The organism is Cryobacterium sp. Sr8 (assembly GCF_004403225.1).
GTDB classification, from domain to species: Bacteria; Actinomycetota; Actinomycetes; order Actinomycetales; family Microbacteriaceae; genus Cryobacterium; species Cryobacterium psychrotolerans.
This window is the reverse complement of sequence record NZ_SOHO01000036.1, coordinates 1-21,190: the sequence shown is the minus strand read 5'-3', so window position 1 is coordinate 21,190 and position 21,190 is coordinate 1. Positions and strand designations below refer to the sequence as shown.

General features: G+C 65.6%; 26 protein-coding genes and 5 pseudogenes. 15 read left to right on the top strand and 16 right to left on the bottom strand.

From position 1 onward, the window contains the following. Nucleotides 1-35 precede the first annotated feature (35 nt). The 4 genes and pseudogenes from E3T54_RS05965 to E3T54_RS05950 form a co-directional block, all read right to left on the bottom strand. Nucleotides 36-269, bottom strand: a pseudogene (locus E3T54_RS05965) (IS3 family transposase); the annotation flags it as partial. Nucleotides 270-330: 61 nt separating this feature from the next. Continuing rightward, nucleotides 331-1,218, bottom strand: a pseudogene (locus tag E3T54_RS17265) (tyrosine-type recombinase/integrase); the annotation flags it as partial. A gap of 115 nt (nt 1,219-1,333) precedes the next feature. Further along, nucleotides 1,334-2,348, bottom strand: a pseudogene (locus E3T54_RS05955) (IS256 family transposase); the annotation flags it as partial. Nucleotides 2,349-3,147: 799 nt separating this feature from the next. Then, the gene (locus E3T54_RS05950; RefSeq protein WP_092325317.1) at nt 3,148-4,026 is read right to left on the bottom strand and encodes an SDR family oxidoreductase; all 879 of its coding nucleotides are present in this window, start codon (nt 4,024-4,026) and stop codon (nt 3,148-3,150) included. Nucleotides 4,027-4,101: 75 nt separating this feature from the next. Here E3T54_RS05950 and E3T54_RS05945 point away from each other — a divergent pair, with 75 nt between their 5' ends. After that, the gene (locus E3T54_RS05945) at nt 4,102-4,368 is read left to right on the top strand and encodes a Rho termination factor N-terminal domain-containing protein (RefSeq protein ID WP_104169303.1); all 267 of its coding nucleotides are present in this window, start codon (nt 4,102-4,104) and stop codon (nt 4,366-4,368) included. Between the two features lie 600 nt (nt 4,369-4,968). Here the strand turns inward: E3T54_RS05945 and E3T54_RS05935 are convergent. Continuing rightward, nucleotides 4,969-5,544, bottom strand: a complete 576-nt coding sequence (locus tag E3T54_RS05935) for a hypothetical protein (protein WP_134474966.1) — start codon at nt 5,542-5,544, stop codon at nt 4,969-4,971. Between the two features lie 9 nt (nt 5,545-5,553). Beyond that, the gene (locus E3T54_RS05930) at nt 5,554-5,736 is read right to left on the bottom strand and encodes a hypothetical protein (RefSeq protein WP_134474965.1); all 183 of its coding nucleotides are present in this window, start codon (nt 5,734-5,736) and stop codon (nt 5,554-5,556) included. 309 nt (nt 5,737-6,045) lie between these two features. Between E3T54_RS05930 and E3T54_RS05925 the strand changes: the two genes are divergently transcribed. From E3T54_RS05925 to E3T54_RS05915, 3 genes are all read left to right on the top strand, one after another. Further along, on the top strand, nt 6,046-6,405 hold the full coding sequence (locus E3T54_RS05925) for a hypothetical protein (protein ID WP_104169302.1): 360 nt from the start codon (nt 6,046-6,048) through the stop codon (nt 6,403-6,405). Continuing rightward, nucleotides 6,402-6,800 carry a hypothetical protein gene (locus E3T54_RS05920; protein WP_134474964.1) on the top strand — a complete coding sequence of 133 codons (399 nt, stop codon included), beginning with the start codon at nt 6,402-6,404 and terminating at the stop codon, nt 6,798-6,800. Before E3T54_RS05925 ends, E3T54_RS05920 begins: the two co-directional genes overlap by 4 nt. Nucleotides 6,801-6,924: 124 nt before the next feature. Continuing rightward, nucleotides 6,925-7,125 carry a hypothetical protein gene (locus tag E3T54_RS05915; protein WP_134474963.1) on the top strand — a complete coding sequence of 67 codons (201 nt, stop codon included), beginning with the start codon at nt 6,925-6,927 and terminating at the stop codon, nt 7,123-7,125. A gap of 142 nt (nt 7,126-7,267) precedes the next feature. On the opposite strand, the gene E3T54_RS05910 is transcribed toward E3T54_RS05915, so the two are convergent. After that, nucleotides 7,268-7,687 carry a PRC-barrel domain-containing protein gene (locus tag E3T54_RS05910; RefSeq protein ID WP_134474962.1) on the bottom strand — a complete coding sequence of 140 codons (420 nt, stop codon included), beginning with the start codon at nt 7,685-7,687 and terminating at the stop codon, nt 7,268-7,270. A 214-nt stretch (nt 7,688-7,901) separates the two neighbouring features. On the opposite strand from E3T54_RS05910, the gene E3T54_RS05905 reads away from it, so the two are divergent. The 3 genes from E3T54_RS05905 (at nt 7,902) to E3T54_RS05895 (ending at nt 9,112) form a co-directional block, all read left to right on the top strand. Further along, nucleotides 7,902-8,135 (top strand): hypothetical protein, encoded by a 234-nt coding sequence (locus tag E3T54_RS05905; protein ID WP_104195555.1) that lies wholly within the window; start codon nt 7,902-7,904, stop codon nt 8,133-8,135. A 98-nt stretch (nt 8,136-8,233) separates the two neighbouring features. Continuing rightward, on the top strand, nt 8,234-8,470 hold the full coding sequence (locus E3T54_RS05900) for a hypothetical protein (protein WP_134474961.1): 237 nt from the start codon (nt 8,234-8,236) through the stop codon (nt 8,468-8,470). A 378-nt stretch (nt 8,471-8,848) separates the two neighbouring features. Then, on the top strand, nt 8,849-9,112 hold the full coding sequence (locus E3T54_RS05895; RefSeq protein WP_134474960.1) for a hypothetical protein: 264 nt from the start codon (nt 8,849-8,851) through the stop codon (nt 9,110-9,112). 244 nt (nt 9,113-9,356) lie between these two features. On the opposite strand, the gene E3T54_RS05890 is transcribed toward E3T54_RS05895, so the two are convergent. From E3T54_RS05890 to E3T54_RS05880, 3 genes are all read right to left on the bottom strand, one after another. Further along, nucleotides 9,357-11,180, bottom strand: coding sequence for a thiamine pyrophosphate-requiring protein (locus E3T54_RS05890; protein WP_134474959.1), 1,824 nt, complete (start codon nt 11,178-11,180; stop codon nt 9,357-9,359). Nucleotides 11,181-11,223: 43 nt separating this feature from the next. After that, nucleotides 11,224-11,637: a DUF2267 domain-containing protein gene (locus E3T54_RS05885; RefSeq protein ID WP_134474958.1), complete on the bottom strand. Its 414-nt coding sequence runs from the start codon at nt 11,635-11,637 to the stop codon at nt 11,224-11,226. A gap of 84 nt (nt 11,638-11,721) precedes the next feature. After that, on the bottom strand, nt 11,722-11,952 hold the full coding sequence (locus E3T54_RS05880; RefSeq protein ID WP_104131220.1) for a hypothetical protein: 231 nt from the start codon (nt 11,950-11,952) through the stop codon (nt 11,722-11,724). A 240-nt stretch (nt 11,953-12,192) separates the two neighbouring features. On the opposite strand from E3T54_RS05880, the gene E3T54_RS05875 reads away from it, so the two are divergent. The 4 genes from E3T54_RS05875 to E3T54_RS05855 all read left to right on the top strand — a co-directional run bounded on the left by E3T54_RS05875 (nt 12,193) and on the right by E3T54_RS05855 (nt 15,040). Continuing rightward, nucleotides 12,193-12,624 carry a PPC domain-containing DNA-binding protein gene (locus E3T54_RS05875; RefSeq protein WP_134474957.1) on the top strand — a complete coding sequence of 144 codons (432 nt, stop codon included), beginning with the start codon at nt 12,193-12,195 and terminating at the stop codon, nt 12,622-12,624. Nucleotides 12,625-12,720: 96 nt separating this feature from the next. Further along, nucleotides 12,721-12,930 carry a hypothetical protein gene (locus E3T54_RS05870; protein WP_134474956.1) on the top strand — a complete coding sequence of 70 codons (210 nt, stop codon included), beginning with the start codon at nt 12,721-12,723 and terminating at the stop codon, nt 12,928-12,930. Nucleotides 12,931-13,371: 441 nt separating this feature from the next. Then, on the top strand, nt 13,372-14,046 hold the full coding sequence (locus E3T54_RS05860; protein ID WP_166804847.1) for a Vms1/Ankzf1 family peptidyl-tRNA hydrolase: 675 nt from the start codon (nt 13,372-13,374) through the stop codon (nt 14,044-14,046). A 427-nt stretch (nt 14,047-14,473) separates the two neighbouring features. Then, nucleotides 14,474-15,040: a type 1 glutamine amidotransferase domain-containing protein gene (locus E3T54_RS05855; RefSeq protein ID WP_241977082.1), complete on the top strand. Its 567-nt coding sequence runs from the start codon at nt 14,474-14,476 to the stop codon at nt 15,038-15,040. Between the two features lie 64 nt (nt 15,041-15,104). Here E3T54_RS05855 and E3T54_RS05850 read toward each other — a convergent pair whose 3' ends face one another. Together E3T54_RS05850 and E3T54_RS05845 are read right to left on the bottom strand one after the other, a co-directional pair. Beyond that, complete coding sequence (locus tag E3T54_RS05850) at nt 15,105-15,998, bottom strand: SDR family NAD(P)-dependent oxidoreductase (RefSeq protein WP_134474953.1); 894 nt, start codon at nt 15,996-15,998, stop codon at nt 15,105-15,107. Beyond that, nucleotides 15,998-16,543 (bottom strand): DUF2231 domain-containing protein, encoded by a 546-nt coding sequence (locus tag E3T54_RS05845; protein WP_241977081.1) that lies wholly within the window; start codon nt 16,541-16,543, stop codon nt 15,998-16,000. The genes E3T54_RS05850 and E3T54_RS05845 overlap by 1 nt, the downstream gene beginning before the upstream one ends. A 149-nt stretch (nt 16,544-16,692) precedes the next feature. Between E3T54_RS05845 and E3T54_RS17260 the strand changes: the two are divergent. After that, a pseudogene (locus E3T54_RS17260) lies at nt 16,693-16,839 on the top strand (IS5/IS1182 family transposase); the annotation flags it as partial. Nucleotides 16,840-17,301: 462 nt separating this feature from the next. Here the strand turns inward: E3T54_RS17260 and E3T54_RS05835 are convergent. From E3T54_RS05835 to E3T54_RS05825, 4 genes and pseudogenes are all read right to left on the bottom strand, one after another. After that, a complete protein-coding gene (locus tag E3T54_RS05835; protein ID WP_134474952.1) occupies nt 17,302-17,526 on the bottom strand; it encodes a hypothetical protein in 225 nt (74 codons plus the stop codon). Nucleotides 17,527-17,789: 263 nt separating this feature from the next. Next, nucleotides 17,790-17,954, bottom strand: coding sequence for a DUF2207 domain-containing protein (locus tag E3T54_RS16720; RefSeq protein WP_166804846.1), 165 nt, complete (start codon nt 17,952-17,954; stop codon nt 17,790-17,792). 79 nt (nt 17,955-18,033) lie between these two features. After that, nucleotides 18,034-18,183, bottom strand: a complete 150-nt coding sequence (locus tag E3T54_RS05830) for a CsbD family protein (protein WP_166804845.1) — start codon at nt 18,181-18,183, stop codon at nt 18,034-18,036. 86 nt (nt 18,184-18,269) lie between these two features. Further along, nucleotides 18,270-19,626, bottom strand: a pseudogene (locus tag E3T54_RS05825) (glutamate--cysteine ligase). A 96-nt stretch (nt 19,627-19,722) separates the two neighbouring features. Between E3T54_RS05825 and E3T54_RS05820 the strand changes: the two are divergent. The 3 genes from E3T54_RS05820 to E3T54_RS17675 all read left to right on the top strand — a co-directional run bounded on the left by E3T54_RS05820 (nt 19,723) and on the right by E3T54_RS17675 (nt 21,099). Next, a complete protein-coding gene (locus E3T54_RS05820; RefSeq protein ID WP_134474951.1) occupies nt 19,723-19,983 on the top strand; it encodes a hypothetical protein in 261 nt (86 codons plus the stop codon). Nucleotides 19,984-20,485: 502 nt separating this feature from the next. Then, the gene (locus E3T54_RS05815; RefSeq protein WP_134474950.1) at nt 20,486-20,902 is read left to right on the top strand and encodes a DUF2510 domain-containing protein; all 417 of its coding nucleotides are present in this window, start codon (nt 20,486-20,488) and stop codon (nt 20,900-20,902) included. Between the two features lie 104 nt (nt 20,903-21,006). Then, nucleotides 21,007-21,099 (top strand): DUF2510 domain-containing protein, encoded by a 93-nt coding sequence (locus tag E3T54_RS17675; protein ID WP_134474949.1) that lies wholly within the window; start codon nt 21,007-21,009, stop codon nt 21,097-21,099. Nucleotides 21,100-21,190 lie beyond the last annotated feature (91 nt).

The following is a 21,190-nucleotide window of genomic DNA, read 5'->3' as shown; positions in this document are numbered from 1 at the left end:
GCCCCGAGTTCAGTTGACTCAAGGGGTTAGTGGTTTCAGGTGGCCTTGAGGGCCATGTGTATTGTCTCAAACTCGATCGGGGTGAGCTTACCGAGGCGGCGTTGCCGGCGCTTCCGGTGGTAGGTCCGCTCGATCCAGACGACGATCGCGAGGCGTAGTTCTTCCCGGGTCGCCCACCGCTGCCGATCGAGGACGTTCTTCTGCAGCAGCGCGAAGAACGACTCCATCGCGGCGTTGTCGCCGCACGCGCCGACGCGTCCCATCGACCCATCGCACACCTCCGTGATCAAGGTGTTGCGACGACCAATTGAATTCGCCGGTGTGCCGCAACCGGTGGGGACGCACCCGGGTCGCCCCCGATGCCTCCCGGTGGCGGCGGAACACCCCGCGCAGCCCCGCTTCCGTCAACGGTTGTCCCGTGTTTGGCCCTCTCAATACGAGGAAACACTCCGATGAATTCACCCCGGTGGGGCGTTCGTGACGCAGGTAGGCGGCGACCTCGGTGAAGAAAGCGCCATCGACGGGGATGTGCCGTTCTTTGGATCCTTTGCCCACGACGCGCAGCCGGCAGCGCCCGAGGTCGACGTCGGATAGCTGCAGCCCGCGCACTTCCGCGGCCCGTAAACCGCCCAGCAGCATCACCAACACGATCGCGCGGTCGCGGTGCGTATCCAACGAACGCAGGAAACGGTCGACGTCGCTAACGGGCAGCGATTCCGGCAGCAACTGGGGCTGACGCACCAGCCGGCCCCCGCCGCGTGAGCGTCCGGCGCCCAGATGACCCAGCAGGCCGCGGGTCGAGGCGCCCGGGCTGCTGCGCCGTCGCGGAGACGGGACGGGATTGCTGGGGCAAGCGCCGGCCATGACCAAGTATTCGAATAACGCCCTCACCGCCGCGACCCGGCGATTGGCCGTCGACGCTGCCGCAGTGCGCACTGCGCCCGAAGCTTCCTCGGCCCGGTCAGATGTGCCGTGTGAACGAACGCCCTGCCAATCGATCCACTCGAAGACCATCATCGGCGAGACCTCGACAAGGGTGCTGCCCCTCGCCAACAGAAACCGTGCGAAGTTGACGATATCGAACGCGTAGGAGCGAACCGTGCTCGGGCTGAACGCCCGAGCATCGAGGTGACCGAGAAAGGCATTCGCCGATGCGGCGTCGCCCCAATCGCCCACGATGCGAAACGTGTCGTCGAGCTTCCTCGCTGAAACGGTCATAGCCTGAACTCCTTTGTCCGTCGATCTCCACCAGCTTCCACCCCAACGATCGCGGAACCCTCGTCATCGGAAGTGTCGAGAGGGACGTGTCGTTCGAGAGCCGGTTAACAGATAGGGGGTTGTTGGACCAGAGCTGACGCCAGATTTCCTTCGGGAAGCCGGTGAACGCGAGCACGTCCGCCCGGGCCGCCTCGAGGTGGGTGGCGACTGCGGGGAGCTTCTCCTCGAGGGCGTTCAGGACCCGGTCGAACTGGGCGTGGACGGCGTCCGCGTCGGGCTGGTCGTAAGACGGAGTGGAGCAGGGTCTTCACCCACGGCCAGCTGGTCTTCGGGGTCGCGGACATCAGGTTCGCGGCGTAGTGGGTACGACAGCGCTGCCAGGTAGCGCCGGGCAGGGTCGCCCCGATCGCGGCCACGAGGCCGGCGTGAGCGTCGCTGGTGACGAGCTTCACGCCGGTGAGGCCGCGGGCGGTCAGGTCGCGGAAGAAGCCGAGCCAGCCGGCACCGTCTTCGGCGCTGGTGACCTGCAGGCCCAGGATCTCGCGGTGGCCGTCCTTGTTCACGCCCGTCGCGAGGAGCGCGTGGACGTTGGCGACACGGCCGCCCTCGCGGACCTTCAGCACAAGGGCGTCGGCGGCCACGAACGTGTAAGGACCGGCATCGAGGGGTCGGGTGCGGAACTGCTCGACCTGCTCGTCGAGGTCCTGGGCCATGATCGACACCTGCGACTTGGAGAGGCGAGTGATGCCGAGGGACTCGACGAGTTTCTCCATCCGCCTCGTCGACACCCCGAGCAGGTAGCAGGTCGCCACGACGCTGGTCAGGGCGGCCTCGGCGCGGCGGCGCCGCTCGAGGAGCCAGTCCGGGAAGTAGGTGCCGGTGCGCAGCTTCGGGATCGCGACGTCGAGGGTGCCAGTGCGCGTGTCGAAGTCCCGGTGCCGATAGCCGTTGCGGGAGGTGACCCGGTCGGCGGAGACTTGGCCGTATTCGGCGCCGCAGACGGCTTCCGCTTCGGCGCTCATCAGCGCGTTGATGAACGTGGTCAGCATCTGGCGCATCAGGTCCGGGGAGGCTTGCTCGAGTTGTTCGGACAGGAAACGGGCAGGGTCAATAAAATGGGGTGCGGTCATCGCGTGTACTCCTTCGGAAAAGACTTGATCGGTCTTTCCAAGAATCACGCGGTGGCCGCCTCACATCGGTGCAACACGCCCATCAGGGCCCGGGGGTTACACCACGCTATTGGACGCAACCCTCCTCGAGCGGAAGGGCGGCGATTGCAGAGTTCCATCCGCGTACGATCCGCCACAGACCCGCGTGCGCCCAATCGGGTATCGAAGCGAGAAATCCCGGTTCCTCGTCACCGCCTCCGCCGTCCCCATCCTTCGGCGCAGCCCACGCCCTCAGCAGGGTGAGCTGGTCGCGGTTGCAAGGATCGACGGTGGGGCTGACGAGAAGAAGACTCCGCACAAGATCGCTCTGAGCCGCTGCGATCCCCGCCGCCTGGCAGCCCACCGACAGACCCACAAGGACATCCACGACCTCGCCGCGAGCCGCGATCTGAGCCGCGAGCCGGCTCCCGTAGTCCTCAAGGTCGTAAGGCGCGCCATACCAAGCGGGAGGTCTCAGCAATGCGACGTTATGCCCTGCGATTCGCAAAGCGTCAGCGGCAGGCTTAGCGTAGCTGCGCACCGCCAACCCAGGCACGATCACGACACGGGTTGGTCTGGGCATGCTTCCGTTCTACAGGTCTTGCCATGGTTGACCCAATCAGGTGGAGTGGATGGGCTCGCCGGAGACGGTGGCCGAACGGTCTCCAACGATTTCGCGGGGAGCGGCGATCGCCCTCCGCCTGCTGGCCCCCGCCGCGATCTCGATCGCCCTTCTCGCGCTGGCAGTACTGCAACGGCGGGGAGGATGAGCACTAGCGTTCTAGAGGCCCTTGCCGCCGGTGACCGGCAGGACCGCGCCGGAGATGTACGATCCCTCGTCGGAGGCGAGCAGCACGTAGGCAGGGGCGAGTTCCGCGGGCTGGCCGGCGCGGCCAAGTGGGGTGTCTTGCCCGAAGGTCGGCAGCTTTTCGGGCCAGCCGGTGGCGGGGATGAGCGGGGTCCAGATTGGTCCGGGCGCCACCGCGTTCACACGGATGCCCTTCGGGCCGAGTTGCTCGGCGAGTGCCTTCGTGAACGCGACCTGCGCCGCTTTTGTCATCGCGTAGTCGATGAGCGCCGAGGACGGGTTGAATGCCTGGATCGACGTGGTCGAGATGATCGACGCGCCGGGCTGGAGATGCGGGATCGCTGCCCCGGCAATCCACATCATCGAGTAAAGGTTGGTGCGGAAGACGCGGTCGAACTCCTCGGTCGGAATCGTCTCGAGCCCGTCCCGGTTCTTCTGGTACGCGGCGTTGAGCACGACGATGTCGAGACCGCCGAGCGCCTCCACCGTCTGGTCGACGACGCTACGGCAGAAGCCCTCCTCCTGCACGTCGCCCGGGATCGAGGCGGCCACGCGCCCGGCCTCGGTGACGAGGCGGAGGGTCTCGTCCGCGTCGTGCTGCTCCTCAGGCAGGTGGACGATCGCGACGTCGGCGCCCTCGCGCGCGAACGCGATCGCCACCGCCCGTCCAATGCCGGAGTCGCCCCCTGTGATGAGCGCGCGACGGCCCTCAAGTCGGCCCGAGCCCTGGTAGCTAGACTCGCCGTGGTCTGGCAACGGATCGGTTCGATCGGTGAGCCCGGGCTGCTCCTGTTCCTGCTTCGGGAAGCCGTCGGACTTGTAGCGGGAGCGGGGGTCGATGAGCGCAGCCATACCTCTAGCCACTCACTGATGGGATGCCAAATCAAGCCCCTTGCACGACCTTGACAACGGCGTAGCGTCGCAAACATGCCAGGTGAACGGAACAGAAGTCTCAAGAATCCAAAGCTCTACGAGGATCTCCGCGACGATGGGGCCAGCAAGGAGAAAGCCGCCCGCGTCAGCAACGCGGCCGCCCGCGACGGGCAGAAGGCGGTCTCGCGGCGCGGGGGCAAGGCTGGCGACTACGAGGATATGACCGTGCCCGAGTTGCGCAAACGCGCCAAAGAGTTCGGCCTGCACGGCTACTCCGGCAAGAACAAGTCCGACCTCATTAGCTCGCTGCGCAACCACTGATGAAGCGCAACGACGACGGGCCCTCGACCGACCACGCCCCGGAGACGGAGGAGGACACTGCCTCCGGCGGCCCCGCCGAACCGCCCGACGAAACTGACCCGCCCGACTAATCTTCAGGCGTGGTCAGTGCGTCCGTTCTTCAGGGATTCGGGCGTGGGACTGTGATTACGCCAGTGGGCGGGTTTGCGGGCTCTGACGAGTTGTCCGTCGGCTCATCGGTCACGCTGAGGCCCTCGGGCGAGTTCGCGGACATCATGAGCTGGTCGATCCATGACCGGTTCACAGCAGGTCTGCGGCTGCCATCGAACCTGAACTGAATGAAGGTGTTGGGCGATAACCACACGGTGGTTCGTCCGCCACCTGTCGAGGCGTCGAACGTTAAGTTGAGTGCGAAAGCCTCGCCCCGTCGCAGCTTCGCTAGCGTAACAAGCTTGATGTGGGTGAGAGTGCGGTCGCCAATCGTGATCCGCTCGGGCGCAGGCCCGTAGATCAACTCACCCACACGGCCCCAGACCTCGCATGCATTAGATACTACAGGGCGGGTTCGAACTGCCGTTTCTCTGGTTCCCGTGTTTATGCCTGTCCACCTAGTGACAGCATTTAAGGTGGCGGGTCGCTTGTCGAGCCGGCGGAAGGGTGCCCTTCTTCCTCGGCGTCGCGTAGTTCCTCTTCGTCGATCGTAGGTACATCCGGATCCGGGTTGGGCGATTGCGGAGTGAAGTGCAGTTTCTGCATGTACGGAGTGGGTGCTTTCCGCCGGGCATCGGTGAACTCTTTCGAATAGTAGGCGCGGGCATCCGGCACGTCGCGATCACCAGAGATGAGGTCGTGCGCGAGGTTCAGGGCGAGCCGATTGGCTTCCTCGTCGTGGCAGGTGGCCGAGAGTTCGCCCATTGTGCGGCGCGCAACCACGCTGCCGTCGAATTGGGCGAGTGCGCTGAACAGGTCCGGGCCCACCCGGTAGTCGATGATCGATTCGACGGAGTCGTAGTGCGGTGCTGGAAACCGGTGTTCCCAGAATGCTTTCGTCGCCACGACCCGCTTCCACTCTCCTACCGCGAACCAGGTCAGCTGGGTAGCGGTCGACTCGTGCGGTTCACCGTACTTGTCGACAACCAACTGCGCGGCCTCCCGCGATTCGTCTGGCCAGTCGGCCAGTACTTCCGAACTGTGCATGAGTAGCTGCTATCCGTCGTTCACGATCGTGGCGTCCTCGTCCGGCTGGAGATCTTCGTCTGCCTCGACGAGACGATCTTGGTCGGGAACGCCTTCGACTCCGGTGGCGATGTCCCCGTCGCGAGTTGGTTCCTCGGTGATGGGGAAGTCGTCCTCGATGCCGCCAGGTGTGTTGATTGTCGGATCTGTCATCAGTACTTTCCTTCCGGGAGTGAGGCCAAGGCGTTCGCCTTGTTCCATAAAGCTCACGTCACGGCTGGCGCCCCCGCAACCCGCTTGACCATTCGCTCTCGGCGAGTAGTCTCTGCGCGTGTCGGGTCCTGTCGAGGCTCGATCGACAGATCAGGTTTCGAACTGGCACCCATCGAATCCCACGATCCGCGGCCCTGTACCGGCTCCTCGAGGCGGCTGCCCGGCATGACGGTCGGCTAGCCGGATGTCGGCAACCCCGTTGACTGCGCGGCAGCATCGTCGTAGACCGGAGGTGACGAAAGGATCGGGATGTCCGTGAAACTGAATCAGGAAGCCCTCTCCCACGCGAAGGGGTTGCTGCGTCGCGGCGAGATCACTCATGACGATCGGGACGACTGGAGCGAGCACGCTCCCAGCACCGATGAGAACAACACCTTCATCGACAAGCACGGGATGGCCGAGTACGCAAAATGGCATCTCGGCGAAGACACCGACCAGACCGAGGGCACCCGAGGTCGTTACCTGTTTCCTTACGGCGACTTCAAGAAGCTCCACCGGTGCGCCGTCATCTCTGGTGAAAGCCGAGCGGGCCAATATGACCATCCCACGATCAAGACCGCGCTCAAGAAGCTGCTTACCTCGATCGACGAAAAGGCTCCCCAAAAGTGACCGGAGGGGTGCGCCCGGATACTGCCGAACCCGATCGGCAGTCGTCACCAGAGAACGTCTCCAGCCCGACTTCGGGGCTGCGGCGTATCGACTTCACGGGGGCCATCTGGTTCGCAGCCACCATCATCGCGACAACCGTGCCGCTGGGTGGGATGCTTGCTGCCGGATGGCATCCCAGCGACTCGACACCCGTGCTGGCCGTGGTGTGGTGGGTCGGTGCCACCGCCATCGTCGTTGGCATTGCCTCGTTGGCCTGGGCCGGGTGCCCCGTGTTGGGTTCCAGCCTGGAGGAAGCGGACCGTCAGAAGTCCTTCTGCATCCGCGCTGGAGTGGTCCTCTACCTCGGCGGGACGGGCGCCGCGATCTTTGCCCTTCTCATCAACCCGGGGGGATGATCCACCCATGACCACAGATCCCACCAGAATCAGAAGTCAGCCAGCTCTGACCACCTCGACCGGACGGATTTGGCTCATCGTCGGCGGCATCTTCACAGGCGTTTCTCTTGCAGTCCTGATGCCGATGACGCAGCTCCCACCGCCAGGCGTTGCGCTGACCGGCGCCATAGCGGTAGCCACTCTCTACATTGCGATGATCGTCGCTCGGATCGTCATCCCCGCCGGCCGGCGCCGGCTCATGCTCCTGGCCGCGGCAATGCTGACGATCGCGGCGACCGCGGTCGTCACCGCAACTGTCGTGGCGAGTGCGGCAACACTCGACTAGCCAGCGAGGTTTCGTCAAACATGGCGAAAGGCTCCGGTGATCGTGACCACTGGAGCCCTTCTGTGCGAATCGTGGTTTTCACCTCGTTCGCACTTTTGACGCTACGCCCGCCAACCCAGGGAAGCAACCCCCCGGTGGATGCCTAGCGGTCGTGCGGATAGTCGGGGTACCGATAGTCCGAACCCCAGAATGGCCCGTACCCGTAGTAGCCCAGAACGCCGCCGTAGGTGTCGCGTTCTCGGACCAGTTCCGGGTCGTAGGCAGGGGCGTCGGCGACGTTCTCGCGGGTCTGGCCGATCCGCACCTCGTCCTCCGTGATGGCGGTGATGGCGTCGACCGGGATGAGAGTCATGTCCTGGCCGATGCCCAGAAACCCTCCCGAGGCCACGTCGAGGAACCGCACCCGACGCTCAGTGCCGTCGATCAGCAGATCCTTGACCTTGCCGAGGTCGTCGCCGTTTCTATCTCTGACGTCACGTCCGCGAATGTCCTCCTCGCGGTCGGCAACCGTCTGATCGGTCTCACTTAGTCTGACCAGTGTTCCCGTGTCCGGGTTGTTCATGATGTTCTCCTTCGTCGTCGTTTCACCGGCTAGTTGCGCCGGACGCTCTCGGGAGGATCACCCACTCTGGGCAGCCCGCCATCGCGAGAGCGAATGAACTGCTGCCCTCTCCACGCTACGTCCCCGTTCGAGCGCCGTCGAAGAAACCTGACCCCTAGCCAAACCGGGAGAAAGGGCGTAAGCACGAAGGACCGACCCAATCGAAGGAGGAGCCGTGGCAACCTGCGACACCTGCGGCAACGAGTACGACAAGACGTTCACCATCGAACGTGCCGACACGACCGGCACGTTCGACAGCTTCGAGTGCGCGATCACATTGATGGCGCCCGTCTGCATGCACTGCGGCTGCCGGATCCTGGGCCATGGCGTCGAAGCCGAAGATGGGATCTACTGTTGTGCCCACTGCGCCCGCAGCACCGGGCACACCGAATTGGTCGACAGGGCATAAATCATGCCACAAGACGACGCACCCAAGCACCGCGACGACAAGCGGCCCCAAGAACCGCTGGCGGCCCGTGCACGGGCCGCGACCGGAAAGGAAGCGACATGGCACAAAGCGACTTCGACCGCGAGAACGGATCCGCGAAGGACGTCGAACCCGGCGTGCCCGGAGCGCCGGAAGCCCCCGAGTTGCCGGACGCCCCCACGGCGCCCGACCCCGAGAGGGAGCCCGCGTCGCCCGAGATTACTCCGAGCGAGCCGCCGCCATACGCGCCCGACGAGGCGAACAACGGCACGATACCCAGCCCAGGAACGCCGACCGGCGGGGACGCGCTCCCGTGACCGACCCCAAATATGGCCCGGGCGATGTGGATCAGGCTGCGGTCGGCTAGCCCGAGGAGTCGTTCGGCTCAGCCTGGGGCGCCAACGACGAACTCACGACCGGCGACGCATCGATGAACGCGAACCGCGGCTTATCGGGCTGGGAAAGGAAATGCAGATGGGACGTCATTCGATAAACCACCACCCAGAGCTCGGCGACCGCGCCGCGCCGTCGTCGGCATCTCCGTCGCCCGCGGCGTCGGACGCCCCTCGGCCGACTCCCGGCTCGGGAGCCGCACCGTTCGAAACTGCGCCCGCGGCGGCGCCAGACGAGCCGGACGCCCACTCGGTGCCGCAGACCGGCGGCACCGGGAGCTCCCCCGGGCACGCGCTGCTCTGATGGCGATGTTCGGCCCCGAGGGCAGCCAGCCCAACGACTCCGACGGTCTGATGAACGATCAGGTGATGCCCACTGCGGATGGTCAGATGGCCTCGAACACCACGGAGGAGGTCGTCCCGCCGAAGTCGGACCGCTCCGCGGCGGAGGACCGCGGGAACTCGGAGTTCGAAGCCCAGGAGGGCAGGCGCGAGGAGACGGCAGGCGCGCCCGCCGCGAGCGTGCCGAGCGACGGCAACTCGACGGTCGGCGACGAGCCGACATAGGGCGGGCGCGACGACCCGACCGATGATGAGCCATCATCGTCGGCCTCGGCGAAGCGCCTCCATCTCCCTACTCGAGCACCGTCGGGGTGTGAGCGAAGCGCTCGAGCGTTGGGCACGCGGACGACGATGGCCGCGTTCCGCGGCCGGGCATGAGAGAGCCAGCCGCTACGGCAGCGTACTCCCCCGATCTGCAAACGCCCCGCGCTAGATCCGAGTCCTGACGAAGCGAGGAATTCGCTCAGCGTCATCCGCCGTTCGAGTCGTCACGTTCGATCGCGACGTATTCCTCAAGGAGGTGAAGCGCCCGCGCCGCCATGCCGCCACCTTCCGACCGCTCGATCTCGAGCGCCGCGCGCATCACGTCGATCTTCTTCCCCGCGGTGCTCAACGGCGGTAGGAGCGGAACGGCGGGATCGGTGCGGAAATGAAGGACGTAGGGACGATCGCTCGCGAATGCGCGATCCCAGGCGTCGCCGAGGTCATCCCGCATTCTCACGGCCTCGCCGGCGAGGCCGATAATGCGGGCATACTCGGCGTAGGGGAAGGCTGGAAGTGCTTGGCTCGCCGGGAATCGCGGCGAGCCTTCCATCTCGCGTTGCTCCCAACTCACTTCGGCGAGGTCTCCGTTGTCGAACACAGCCACAATGAAACGCGGGTCGGGCCAGTCCTGCCACCGCGATGCGACAGTCACGAGTTCGGCGATTCCTGTCATCTGCATTCCACCATCGCCAGCGAGGACCACGACTGGCCGGGCGGGGTCCGTCAGCTTCGCTGCGATGCCGTAGGGCAGCCCGCATCCCATGCTCGCCAGGGTGGATGACACGTGCGCCTGAACGCCGGGAGGAAGCTGCAGTTGGCGGGCGTACCAGTAGACGACGCTGCCGACATCGAGTGCGAGGGCGGCATTGCCGGGGAGTCGGACGTTGAGGGCCATGACTACGGCCTCGGGGTTCAGAGGATCTGCATCGACCTCGGCACGCGCCACGCGGATGCGATGCCAACGGCGTACGGCGTCGTGCACTCGCGAGCTCCAACGCTCCCGATTTCTCGGGCGTACCAGCGTCAGTAGCGAGCGCAGCGCGGGCTCGGCATCCGACGTGATCGCTACTTCGACGGGATAGCGGTTGCCGATGGTGGCGGGGTCGATGTCGATCTGCACGGCACGTGCCTGGCCTGGTGCCGGATAGAACTCTGTCCAGGGGTCGTTAGAGCCGACGATGAGGAGGCCGTCGCACTCGCCGAGAAGTTCGGCACTTGCGGTGGTACCAAGATGTCCCATCGTTCCCGCCACCAGCGGATGGCTCTCATCGACGTATGGCTTGCCGAGAAGGCTGGTGACGATAGCTGCACCGAGCGACTCGGCGAGTTCGATGACGGCCTCTTTCGCTTCGGCGGCGCCACGCCCGACAAGCATGACGGGTCGCTCGCCGACTGAAAGCAGCTCCGCTGCGGCGCGGAGCTGATCCGAGCTGGACCGCACCTCCGGAGCGGAGTATGTGGCGCTCGTCACGACGACGCCGTGCTCGTGGGGGTGCTCGGGGGCGTCCGCGGACTGGACATCGTGGGGAAGGATGACGACAGCCGGACCGCGGCGGCTTAGCGCCTTGCGGAAGGCGCGGTCGATCACCATTGGGATCTGCTCAGCGGATGAGACCTGAGCGACGTACACGGCGACGTCCGCCATGAGGGTTGCGATGTCGACTTCCTGCATGTAGCCGGAGCCGAGCACGCTCCTGTGCTGCTGCCCGACGAGGGCAACCACGGGGACCCCGTCGAGCTTGGCGTCGTAGAGGCCGTTGAGTAGGTGCACCGCTCCCGGTCCCTGGGTGGAAACGATTACGCCGACTGTGCCGCCGTACTTGGCCTCGCCGACCGCCATCAACGCGGCGTTTTCCTCGTGACGCGCCTGGATGAACGTCGGTGTGCCGTTCGCACGCCGGAGTGCGTCGAGGAGGCCATTGACGCCGTCGCCGCTGTAGCCGTAGACCCGCGCGACCCCCCAGTCCTGCAACCGCCGCACGATGATGTCAGAAACTGTGAGTCCCTGGTGCTCGCTTTTCTCCGTCATCGCGCGCCCCGTGGGTTCGGGCCGATGCGGAACAGGGCCGGGCTCACGGCTCGTCGAGTTTGCCCGAGCTGCCCGCGCTCGTGAGTTGCTGCAGGTCTTCGGGCAGTACTCCGCGAACTGTGTCCATGACAAGACTGGCTGCTTCGTCGATCACTTCGAACACGACTCGTGCGAGGTAGGCAGCCTGCGGATCGTCGACGCCGGCGCGGTCGCTGATCCGATGGATGAACTCGTCGCGGTCGAACCGTTCGCCTGACTCATGCGATGGGTCGTCTGCCACCCGCCGCAGGTGCTCGCCCACCTCGTGGGGAAGCTGCGCAGCGAGATTGCTGGCGAGCCCAGCGGGTATCCGCTCGGCGAGCGTCTCAAGCGTCGAGCGAACTGCACGCTCCGCATCCGCTCGACTGCTGAGCCGCACCCGGTTCTGCACTTGGCCCATCAGTGTGTCCTCGTCCATCACCACTCCTCGTTACTTGCGCGCCATCTGATCCGAACGACGAGTTAGGTCGAGGGTCGCGACGGAGGCTCGAGCGACCTCAGGTCAGGTCTCCTCGCGTTGGAGTCGTTCAGCCAGCATCCGCTTGCCCTGGTCGCCGGCCTTGCGATTGTTGTGCTGGATCTTGCGGAACCATTCCGCAAGTTCGCTGTCACCCTCTTCCTCCGCGTCCTGGATGTAGGTCTCCAGCTTCCAGATGTTGTGCAAGGAAGCTTCCAGTGCCCAGATCAGGTTGTAGTTCTTGTCTCGTACGGGGCTCTCCGGTTCGTTCGCCATCTCGTTTCCCATCTATCGCGTCGTGTCACCTGTCAGATATTCACTCCACCGTAGGAACATGTCGAAGTGAACGGCAACGGGGTTGCATCCCTGCCGCAGGCGGCGTAGCGTCGAATTGCGAGAAGAGGTGAAAACCACAGATCGCATAGGAAGGCTCCAGATGGTTTCGTACCGCTGGAGCCTTTCGCCGCTCGGGACAGGTCACGGTTTTCACCCGCATATCCGGAAGGGGCAACACAGGTGCGTGTTGATCGACTGGAGGCTCCCGAGACTACGTGGCTGATCGTTCTCGACACCGATGAGGAGATCGTCGAGTCCCTCACCTCCTTCGCCCGCGAGCGACAGATCCTCGGTGCCTCGATTCGGGCTATCGGCGCCTTCTCGTCGGTTCGGCTGGCCTACTTCGAGTGGGATACCAAGCAATACCGCACGTCCGTGGATCTGAGTGAGCAGGTGGAGTTGGTCTCGCTGAATGGCGACATCGCCGAGCGAGACGGCGAGCCCCAATTGCACGCGCACGCCGCAGTCGCTCTCGCGGACGGGCGCGTGCTCGGTGGCCATGTGCAGTCGGCAACAGTGCGACCGACGTGCGAGGTGATCCTGACGGCGACCCCCGAGCCGATTCGTAAGAGGATCGATCCCGAGTCCGGGCTCGCACTGATTCGCCCCTGACCGGCAACCGTCCCTGCCGCGCGCAGGAAGCACCTACATCCTGTGTGTTCGATGGGAATGGCGACGCCCCGTTCGCCGCGCGCCTAGCGTTTTGATATGGACGAGAGCGGAGAACGAGGAAACACCACGCACGGCCCCGAGCTGGACGACCAGCTGAAACAGGAGACTCGCGGGATGACGCAGGGACATGGCACGCCGCACGCCGAGCCGTTCCGCGAGACCGAGCCCCTCCCCGACGACACCGACGCACCCGAGGCGGATCGGGCATTCCGTCACGAGCCGCCCGATGGCTCAACCCATGGCTGAGCTCGCCGACCTGCTCACCCGTCTGGGAACCTGGACAACGCTCTACATCGATGGGCCGGACGGGTCACCCGCGCCCGAGCGGGATGCGCGCCGGACGTCGATCCGCGATCGGATGCTGAGGGCCGGTACACCGGAGCCGGACGTGGAGGTGGCGCTGGAGCTGCTGACCGACGACGGTCCGCCCGCCCCTTCGAGCCAGACCATCCTTGTGCGGGACGGTACGGTCGAGCTGGACGAGTTCCACCCCGGGGCGCGGATCGGGCCGGAGGTCGTGACGCACGGTCGAGTGCCGCGCATCGTCCCGCTCCTGCGGGAACGCGCCCAAGACGTCCCGTTCCTGATCGTGGAGGTGGGGCGTGAAGGCGGGCGGCTGCGTCTGTCGCACGGGCGCCCCGAGGCGGTCGATGACACACCACCGCGGTCGAGGGCCGGACCGACTTCCTGTCCAAGGTACAAGCAGGCGGCTGGTCGCACGCCCGCTACCAGCGGGCCACGGAGGAGGTCTGGCGCGCCAACGCCGAAGAGGTGGGCAATACCGTTGATCGAATGGTTCGCGAGCACGAGCCGGCCTTCGTGATCGTCTCGGGCGACGCGCGCGCTCGGGAACTGCTCCTCGAAGACCTGGCTCCGGAATCGCTCGACCGCGTCGTCGAGGTACCGACCCACACCCGCGCCGCGGGAGCGTCGTCCGAGGCGCTCGACGCAGAGATCGACATCCGGCTCGAAGAGGAACTGGAACGCGATCGGCAGGACGTGCTCGCTCGTTCCGCGACCGGGGGCGGCCGACGCGGCGAGAGAGGTCTCGGCCCGGTCGTGCACGCCCTCCAGCAGGCGCAGGTCGAGACGCTGCTGCTCGACCCGCGCCGCGACGAACGATCCCTGCTCGCACTTGACGGCCCTCCGTGGATCGCCACGGAACCCGGGGAGCGCCTGTCCACACAGGTGCTCGACGAGGTCCCCGCCATCGAGGGGCTCGCCCGGGCTGCCGTGCTCACTGGCGCACGTGTGCTATTCCTCAACCCGGAACCAGCCGACCCTGCAGCCCCCCGCCCCGAGGAGGAGCCGGCCGAGCCGGTCGCCGCGGTGCGCTGGGCCACCGGGCCCGATCACCCCTGACCCGCCAGTCGCCCTAGCAGGTCAGGTCCGTAGGGAGTCGTGCAGACTCCTGCGGCAAGCGATCGTGCTCCCTGGCCCAAGAGGCGCCGGTTGCGCCATTGGGCCCCGGCGCAAAACCGCGACAGTGTTGAGTGCAAGTCGTCGCGCTGGTCAGCCCAGTTGATGTACTGCGCCGAGCAGGCCCGCTGCGCTGCGCCGGCAGCACGTGGGACTCGAAGTGGCCGTCGTGAAGCCGCCGCCAGCATTCCACTGCATCGACAGCCGCACCGCGTCGCGATGGGACGCACCCAGATCCTCGCCGAGACCCAGCTCTTGGCCGGCCAAGCGGAAGACCGGGGAGGGCGAACCTTCGAGCCTAGTAGGCGCGATGCCCCGCCGGGCAAGGGGGTAGGCGACGCGGGCAGGCCGAGGGAGGCTGGGAACCTGGATGAAGGGACACATCATGGCCGAGGATCTCATCGGCAAGACGGTCGCATTCCTGCTCACGAACGGGTACGAGGACTCCGAGCTCACCGCTCCGTGGGGGGCGGTGACGGATGCGGGCGCCCGCGCCGTGCTCGTCGCGCCGGAGCCGGGCACCGTCGAGGGCAAGAAGGGCCACAGCCAGGCCGTCGATCAGGTGGTCGCCGAGGCGGACACCGACGCGTTCGACGGGCTCGTGCTGCCCGGTGGCGTCGTCAACGCCGACCACCTGCGGATGGACGCCGATGCGGTCGCGTTCGCGCGCCGCTTCTTCGAGGAGCACAAGCCGGTCGGCGTCATCTGCCACGGTGCGTGGATCCTCGTCGAGGCGGATGTGGTGCGCGACCGCGAGATCACCAGCTATCCGAGCCTGAGGACCGACCTCCGCAACGCGGGCGCGAACTGGGTCGACGAGGAGGTCGTCGTCGACAACGGCCTCGTCTCGAGCCGCACCCCCGACGACCTGCCGGCGTTCTGCGCGAAGGTCATCGAGGAGATCGCCGAAGGCGAGCACCCCCTACAGACCGTCTAGGGGTGTCTCCCGACTCCGTGCGCACGCTAGCTGGATGACTCCCCCCGCCGCAGGCTCGCCGTTCTCAGGCGCGGGAGCGTCTCCGGACGACCACGCCCACGGCCCCGATGCCGACGGCGAGAGCGACGAGAACGACGACCCGGCTGTGCCGCCAGCCGCCGTCGATCCGGTTCGACGACGGATCGGGGATGCTCACCGTGCCGTCCCGATCCGTCGCACGGATCCCGCGAATACCGAACACGCGCATAGCGACCGCAAGCAGGCGATCCGCGGGCGCCGGGGCGACGGCGTGCAGGGGCACCGCCATCCCCTGCACCACGCCGACGATGCGCCGCTGCCGGGGCCGCGCCGCGATCCGCACGATCGCGCGCGCCACCCGGTCAGGGTGGACCAGAGGCGGGATGGGGTGCACGGCGCGGCCGGTGAAGTTCGCCGCGTGCTGGTAGATCGGGGTGTCGACCGTCGCCGGCCACACCATCGCGACATCCACCGGCTCGGGTCCACGGCGCAGTTCCTGCCGGATGGACGCGGCGAACCCGGCGACCGCGTGCTTGCTCGTCACATACGCCCACACCTCGGGACTGGCCAGCCCGGAGAACACCGACCCGACGATGACGACGACCCCGCGCCGCTTCCGAAGCTCGGGCAGCGCGGCACGCACACCGTCGATCGTGCCGTGCACGTTCGTATCGATGATGGTCCGCGCGATCTCCGCGGGCATCCGGTCGATCGCGCCGTAGCCGAACACGCTCGCCGCGGCGACCCACACGTCGATGCCGCCGAACCGGTCCACCGCCGCCTCGACGAGGCGGTCGAGGGCCCCCGGCTCGGTGACGTCGGTGCGCACCGCGATCGCCTCCGCGCCGCGCTCCGCGAACCGGTGCACGGCGGCGCGGCCGATGCCGCTCGACGCGCCGACCACCACGATGACGGTGGCGGTGTCGATCGTGCGGCGCATCAGCGCGCGCCCGTGAACGCCTTCGCCTGCGTCGACTCCTCCGCGACCCGGATACCGTACCGGTACGCCATCTCGCCGCCGAGGAACCCGGAGATGCCGACGCCGACGAGCCCGACGATCGCGAGGACGAACCCGCCGACCGTCGGCGCGTCGCCGAAATGCAGCAGGAACGCAATGAAGAAGACGACGACCGCGGCGATGTTGAGCAGCATGTGCGCCGTCGCGACGGTCTTCGCCTTCGTGCCGCGCGCGATGCGCAGGTAGTCGAGGAGCCCCAGCACGGCGGCGACGAGGGCGCCGACGATCCCGATGCCGAGCAACCAGCGTGCCCCGGACGTGAAGACCGCGGGGTCGCCGCCGGCGAAGGCGACGATGTCAAAGACCACCGCCGCCGCCCAGGCGCCGATCGGGATGGGGACCACCACCGCATGGAACGGATGGCCGTACGGCCCGGCGAGTGGTGTGGCCGGATGCTTGGATCTGGTGTGCGCCGAGTCGGTCATGATGCCCTCCCGTTCCGGGCCGAGGCCGGCCCATGCCTTCACGGTAGGAAGCCAAGGGCCCGGTCGTCACCCCCTTGCGCGCCCACCCCGCACAGAGCTAGGGCGTGTCTGAGAAATGTCTTGGGGTTCAACTGGGACTCTGGTCGTGTGTCACGCTTCCAGGTTCTCTCTGATGCCCCGAGCCATCCGAGTCCCACCTGCGCGACCGCGGCATCCGAGCCGTCATCCCGGAGCCGGCCGACCAGCAAGGGTACCGCAAGAGACGAGAACCGGCCGGCGGACCCCGCCCGCGTTCCACCGACTACCGCAACCGCAACGTCGTCCCGCTGGAGTGTGCATGTCCCACCCCGGTTGCCGTCACGAACGAGTTCATGCCTGCGGGGCGGTGAAGCAGTCACCAAAGCTGAGTGCTCGCGCCAACCCGAGGTGGCCAACCAGGTTGGGCCTCAGAGTAAAAACGGACAACAGTCTTCACCAGCAATGCGCTTATTGCGGATTCTGCTGAAGACAGCGTCCCCTTCAGTGCCCGGATGCAGCAGGCCCCTGCATCCGGGCACTGAAATTTTGAGAAGGCTACGAGGCAGCCACGCCGTACACCGCGGCGCTGGCGAATTCAATTCCCACGTACGGCTCGTCGCCCACGACGTCTGCGTTGTGGGCCGGTGGGTTTCCCCTGATGAACATTCTCTCTTGTGAGCTGTTCACATCGGGGGTCAAGGCCACGCAAGCGGCCTTGCAATCGTCAGGGGTCGCGAACTGGTCATCCAGTTTCTGCCTGGCGGGATCAGACACCGGCGCCGTCACTCGTCCTGACTGGGCTTTCTCTCGGCGGCGTTTTCGGCAACTGCTGGCAGATCTGCTTGCTCCATGTTTTCGATGTGAGTCAGTGACGGGTACGGACCTACTTCGGTTTCGCCCTCTACCGACATATCTCCAACCGGGCTGTCCGCGTCCGGCTCGCGTGGCATCGCAGACTGGGACGTCCCGCTTTCACCAGATAGTGGTGTCGCTATCTCTTCGCTCATTGTGGACCTCCGCACGTCGTTTCGCGAACGCTTCGCTGCTGGTGAGAATATGCCTGTGGCCAGCGCGCGTCCAGTGCACGACTCAACGGTTGCCACGGCGGGTGTGGGCATTGCGATCTGGAATGGTCGTCCTGGTAATTCAGCGTCAGGCACAACGTGAACGCGGATTTCAGCTTGGTCTTATCGAGCACCTGTGAGCCCAAACAGCGGCCGCAGGAACCAAGACCAGCCTTGCATCGGCGCTTCGGCTGGGTTCACGCCTGCTACGCGCCTCGGCGACCCGACATCGAGCGCATCAAGAACGCAATCACCGCAATCACCAGCAGGATCACACCCACCCACAATAGGAAGTTCAGCGACTGCACAAAACCGCCCGTCAGCAAGAGGACGACCGCGATGATAGCCACGACGATGAGCAGCATGTTCATGGTGTTCCTTTCCGTTGTTCCCGGAAGGTCCGGGCACCTGAGTGTACCGGGCGCGTTCGCTATTTCTTGAACACGTCTTTCACANGCCGGCCTGCTTCAGACTCGCCTTGGCCTGGTCGGTCTTGCCTTCAGCCTCGAGCGACTTGTCCCCCGCGATCTTGCCCGCGCTCTCCTTGAGCTTTCCCGCGGCCTTCTCAGCCGCGTTCTTGATCTTGTCAGCCTCACTCATTGTTTCCACCTCTCGTCAGTCGAAGACAGTGAGGCCGCGCCGGCTGATCTGACCTTCAGCGTTTTGGACGAGCCCCTTTCCGGCGACTATACCCTCGCGTTAGGCTGCAACAATGGGCTGGACACCGGCTCCCGCTTCATCCACCGGCAATTCCGGAGCCCGCGACCTGCGGGGAATCCGCGCTGGATGGGCCCTCCGGTCAGCGAACCATTTCCAGGCAGGCTTCCGATTGTTGGGACGAGGGACAATTGGCGGTCGTGTGTCGCGGCTGCACTTTTGCAACTCAACCTGTGCTGAGGATCCCGGCGCCGGCGGGGTTCCCGCCAAGAGGCTGCGAGCGGCGGCTGGAACGGATGGCGTCGGTGACCACGGCGGATAGCTTTCCTGTGCGTGCGTGCGAGCGTGGCGCGTTGCCGGCCTTCCCCGGTGCCCCGCCGCATGATGGCAGCCAGCCCGGATCGCACGCGGTGGAGATCCCCGGAATCGGCCAGGGCGGCCCGGACGTGGTTGAGGAGGGCCTCGATGACGTCCGGCGCCGGTTGCGGCCGGTTGTCCACGGGGTGCAGGAGATCACCGTTAATGCCAGACCGGCTGGCCCGCCAGAGGGCCAGCCGAAGCAATGCGGCCGGGACCGGGCGAGGAGGGATGCCCTGCCGCCATTCTCTTGCGGCCGTCTCCACCAGCGCACGGACCAGCCCGGCGATGAGGACGGCGTCCTCGGCGTACAGGCAGACATCGCTCACACGAACCTCCAGGGTGGGGTACTTCCGGGACAGCCGGGCGTCAAAGTAGACCATCCCTTTGTCCAGCAGAACTCCGGATGCGATATACCCGGCGATCAGGGAACGGTACCTGGCAGCCGAGCCGAACAGCTCGACCGGGCCAGCTGTCGGCCACCGACCCCAAGCCTGTGTGCGGTAGCTGGCGTACCCGGTGTCAGCGCCGTTCCAGAACGGCGAATTCGCACTCAAGGCCGCCAGCACCGGAAGCCAGATGCGGATCCGGTCCAGAACCGCCACGCCTTCCTCGTCCGAACCGACGGAGACGTGCACGTGGAGCCCGCACGTTAACTGTTCCCTCGCGGTAAGGCCGAAGCCGTCCATCATGGCCGCATACCGGGGACCACGCGTGGTGTGCGCGCCCGTCGGCAGAGGGGGACGCGGCCAAGGCGGCGACCCTGGCCCCCACGGCCCGCGCAGCAGCGTCGGCCGCGTCGCGTCCGCGGCGGATTTCCTCCAACAGGCCATCAAAGCTTGAGCAGGGACAAGTCTGCACTTCGATCTGCTCTCGCTTGAATTCAACCGCGAGGACGGAGTCGCCGACCACCGATAAGGTACCAGCCGCGGTCCTGCTGGAGGCCAGCAGCTCGCCAGCCAGGGGCAGCAGCCGGCCGTCGGCGGGGTCAACGATCAGCAGCTCCTCCTCGACCCCGAACGTACGCATACCGTCATTGTGGACCAGTGACACCCGTGCTGCACGAACACCCGCGCCCGTACCGCCCCCGGAACATCGAACCGGAAGGAGCCCCGGCCTTCCCGAATGACCCAGCGCTACTATTGTGTGAATCACACCCCGAAGTGGCAGATGAACAATGAAACGCGAAATGGCAGGCGCAAAATGGGCAGGCGCGGAATAGGTCTGATCGGGATCGTGTACCTGGTCATCGGGGTAGTGGTCGCCGCCACCCACGGCTATCTCGTGGCATGGAACGTTCCCGGCAACATTCTGGAAGGCCTGGCGGCGATTGTGCTCTGGCCTCTCGTGCTCTTCGGGGTCGATCTGCACACCTTGATCGCATAAGGATCCGAAAATCCACGCTTCTGACGGACCTTCACTGTTCGTGGGTGAAACGGCTTTCCGGGATGGCGGACGGTACATCACGTTTGATCCGTGTGTCCGAGGGCCATTTCAGCACTGACACAGACCCACTCAGCGCCGAAAATTACAACCGGACGCCCGTAGCGAGATTACGGTGCCGAAATCTACGCGCCCGATCCTCCAGGCGACACCGCCTGCCAATTCCGGCCCCACGCCATTCCCCTGTGACTACCGTCAAGCTCAAGTAGCACAACGCCACCGTTGGGGATCAATTCGCCGGTCCCGAACATGAAGCCACACCAGTAAAAGCCCTGACCACAGGCAATATTCATATTTACCGAGTACGGCAAACCGACAGTCCATTTATCTCATGAACTCGGTGATACCCATCTGGGCCATGAACTGGGGCCGGGCCGGGCCAGTTCGGCCCTGGTCCTGAATTGTGGACACAGCCAATACAGTGATGGCAGATTGAGGAGGACTGATGACGCAGCCTGCACCTGGCTGGTATTCCACAATGAACGCGCCTGAGAAAGAGCGTTGGTGGGACGGAACCGCTTGGACCGAACATTTTCGCGCTTCCAACAGCATGCACGCACGTCCTGAGCCGAAGTCCGCTACGGCTACCGTTCACCGTGCCTTGGCGCTTGACAAGCAAGAAACGAAGAACAGCATGGCAACAGCCGGCCTCATTCTCGGCATCCTGGCTGCCCTATTCAACTATCTGTTTGTTCCCAGCATCCTTGCCTACGTTTTTTCCGGTATCGGACTGTTTCGCGCGAACAAATTGGGTTTGAGCGGTCGCAGGAAAGCGGTCATCGGTATTGTTCTCGCGAGCTGCGGAGTGGTTATCTCCGTCCTGCAACTCGCCTATCGGTTTAGCCAGTACAGCGGGTACTAGCACCGAGAAGCGCGGAGACTCCCACGAAAAGCCCGGGGACCGAATCGCCGCGCGGACCTCGTCAGGACATGAGGAGGAGTCTTGCCCTGCACTAGCATGCAAATATGAACGAAACGCTGCCACCCGCAGGTTGGCACCTTGACCCTGCCAAGCCGGGTTCTGAACGCTGGTGGGATGGCCAGGTCACGTCCCGCTGAGTGGTGGAGTTTCTCAACACCGTGCGGGTCAGTTGTTCTAGTTTAGGCGGCGGCGAGTTCGGGGAGGATCACCGCCTCATCGATGACCTCG

Coding starts and splice junctions, on each gene's coding strand:
- E3T54_RS05950 (WP_092325317.1), bottom strand. CDS start 4,026: ATGGCTGCGCTCATCGACCCCCGCTCCCGCTACAAGTCCGACGGCTTC.
- E3T54_RS05945 (WP_104169303.1), top strand. CDS start 4,102: ATGCCAGGTGAACGGAACAGAAGTCTCAAGAATCCAAAGCTCTACGAG.
- E3T54_RS05935 (WP_134474966.1), bottom strand. CDS start 5,544: ATGCACAGTTCGGAAGTACTGGCCGACTGGCCAGACGAATCGCGGGAG.
- E3T54_RS05930 (WP_134474965.1), bottom strand. CDS start 5,736: ATGACAGATCCGACAATCAACACACCTGGCGGCATCGAGGACGACTTC.
- E3T54_RS05925 (WP_104169302.1), top strand. CDS start 6,046: ATGTCCGTGAAACTGAATCAGGAAGCCCTCTCCCACGCGAAGGGGTTG.
- E3T54_RS05915 (WP_134474963.1), top strand. CDS start 6,925: ATGACGCAGCTCCCACCGCCAGGCGTTGCGCTGACCGGCGCCATAGCG.
- E3T54_RS05910 (WP_134474962.1), bottom strand. CDS start 7,687: ATGAACAACCCGGACACGGGAACACTGGTCAGACTAAGTGAGACCGAT.
- E3T54_RS05900 (WP_134474961.1), top strand. CDS start 8,234: ATGGCACAAAGCGACTTCGACCGCGAGAACGGATCCGCGAAGGACGTC.
- E3T54_RS05895 (WP_134474960.1), top strand. CDS start 8,849: ATGGCGATGTTCGGCCCCGAGGGCAGCCAGCCCAACGACTCCGACGGT.
- E3T54_RS05890 (WP_134474959.1), bottom strand. CDS start 11,180: ATGACGGAGAAAAGCGAGCACCAGGGACTCACAGTTTCTGACATCATC.
- E3T54_RS05885 (WP_134474958.1), bottom strand. CDS start 11,637: ATGGACGAGGACACACTGATGGGCCAAGTGCAGAACCGGGTGCGGCTC.
- E3T54_RS05880 (WP_104131220.1), bottom strand. CDS start 11,952: ATGGCGAACGAACCGGAGAGCCCCGTACGAGACAAGAACTACAACCTG.
- E3T54_RS05870 (WP_134474956.1), top strand. CDS start 12,721: ATGGACGAGAGCGGAGAACGAGGAAACACCACGCACGGCCCCGAGCTG.
- E3T54_RS05855 (WP_241977082.1), top strand. CDS start 14,474: ATGAAGGGACACATCATGGCCGAGGATCTCATCGGCAAGACGGTCGCA.
- E3T54_RS05850 (WP_134474953.1), bottom strand. CDS start 15,998: ATGCGCCGCACGATCGACACCGCCACCGTCATCGTGGTGGTCGGCGCG.
- E3T54_RS05835 (WP_134474952.1), bottom strand. CDS start 17,526: ATGAGCGAAGAGATAGCGACACCACTATCTGGTGAAAGCGGGACGTCC.
- E3T54_RS16720 (WP_166804846.1), bottom strand. CDS start 17,954: ATGAACATGCTGCTCATCGTCGTGGCTATCATCGCGGTCGTCCTCTTG.
- E3T54_RS05820 (WP_134474951.1), top strand. CDS start 19,723: ATGACCCAGCGCTACTATTGTGTGAATCACACCCCGAAGTGGCAGATG.
- E3T54_RS05815 (WP_134474950.1), top strand. CDS start 20,486: ATGACGCAGCCTGCACCTGGCTGGTATTCCACAATGAACGCGCCTGAG.
- E3T54_RS17675 (WP_134474949.1), top strand. CDS start 21,007: ATGAACGAAACGCTGCCACCCGCAGGTTGGCACCTTGACCCTGCCAAG.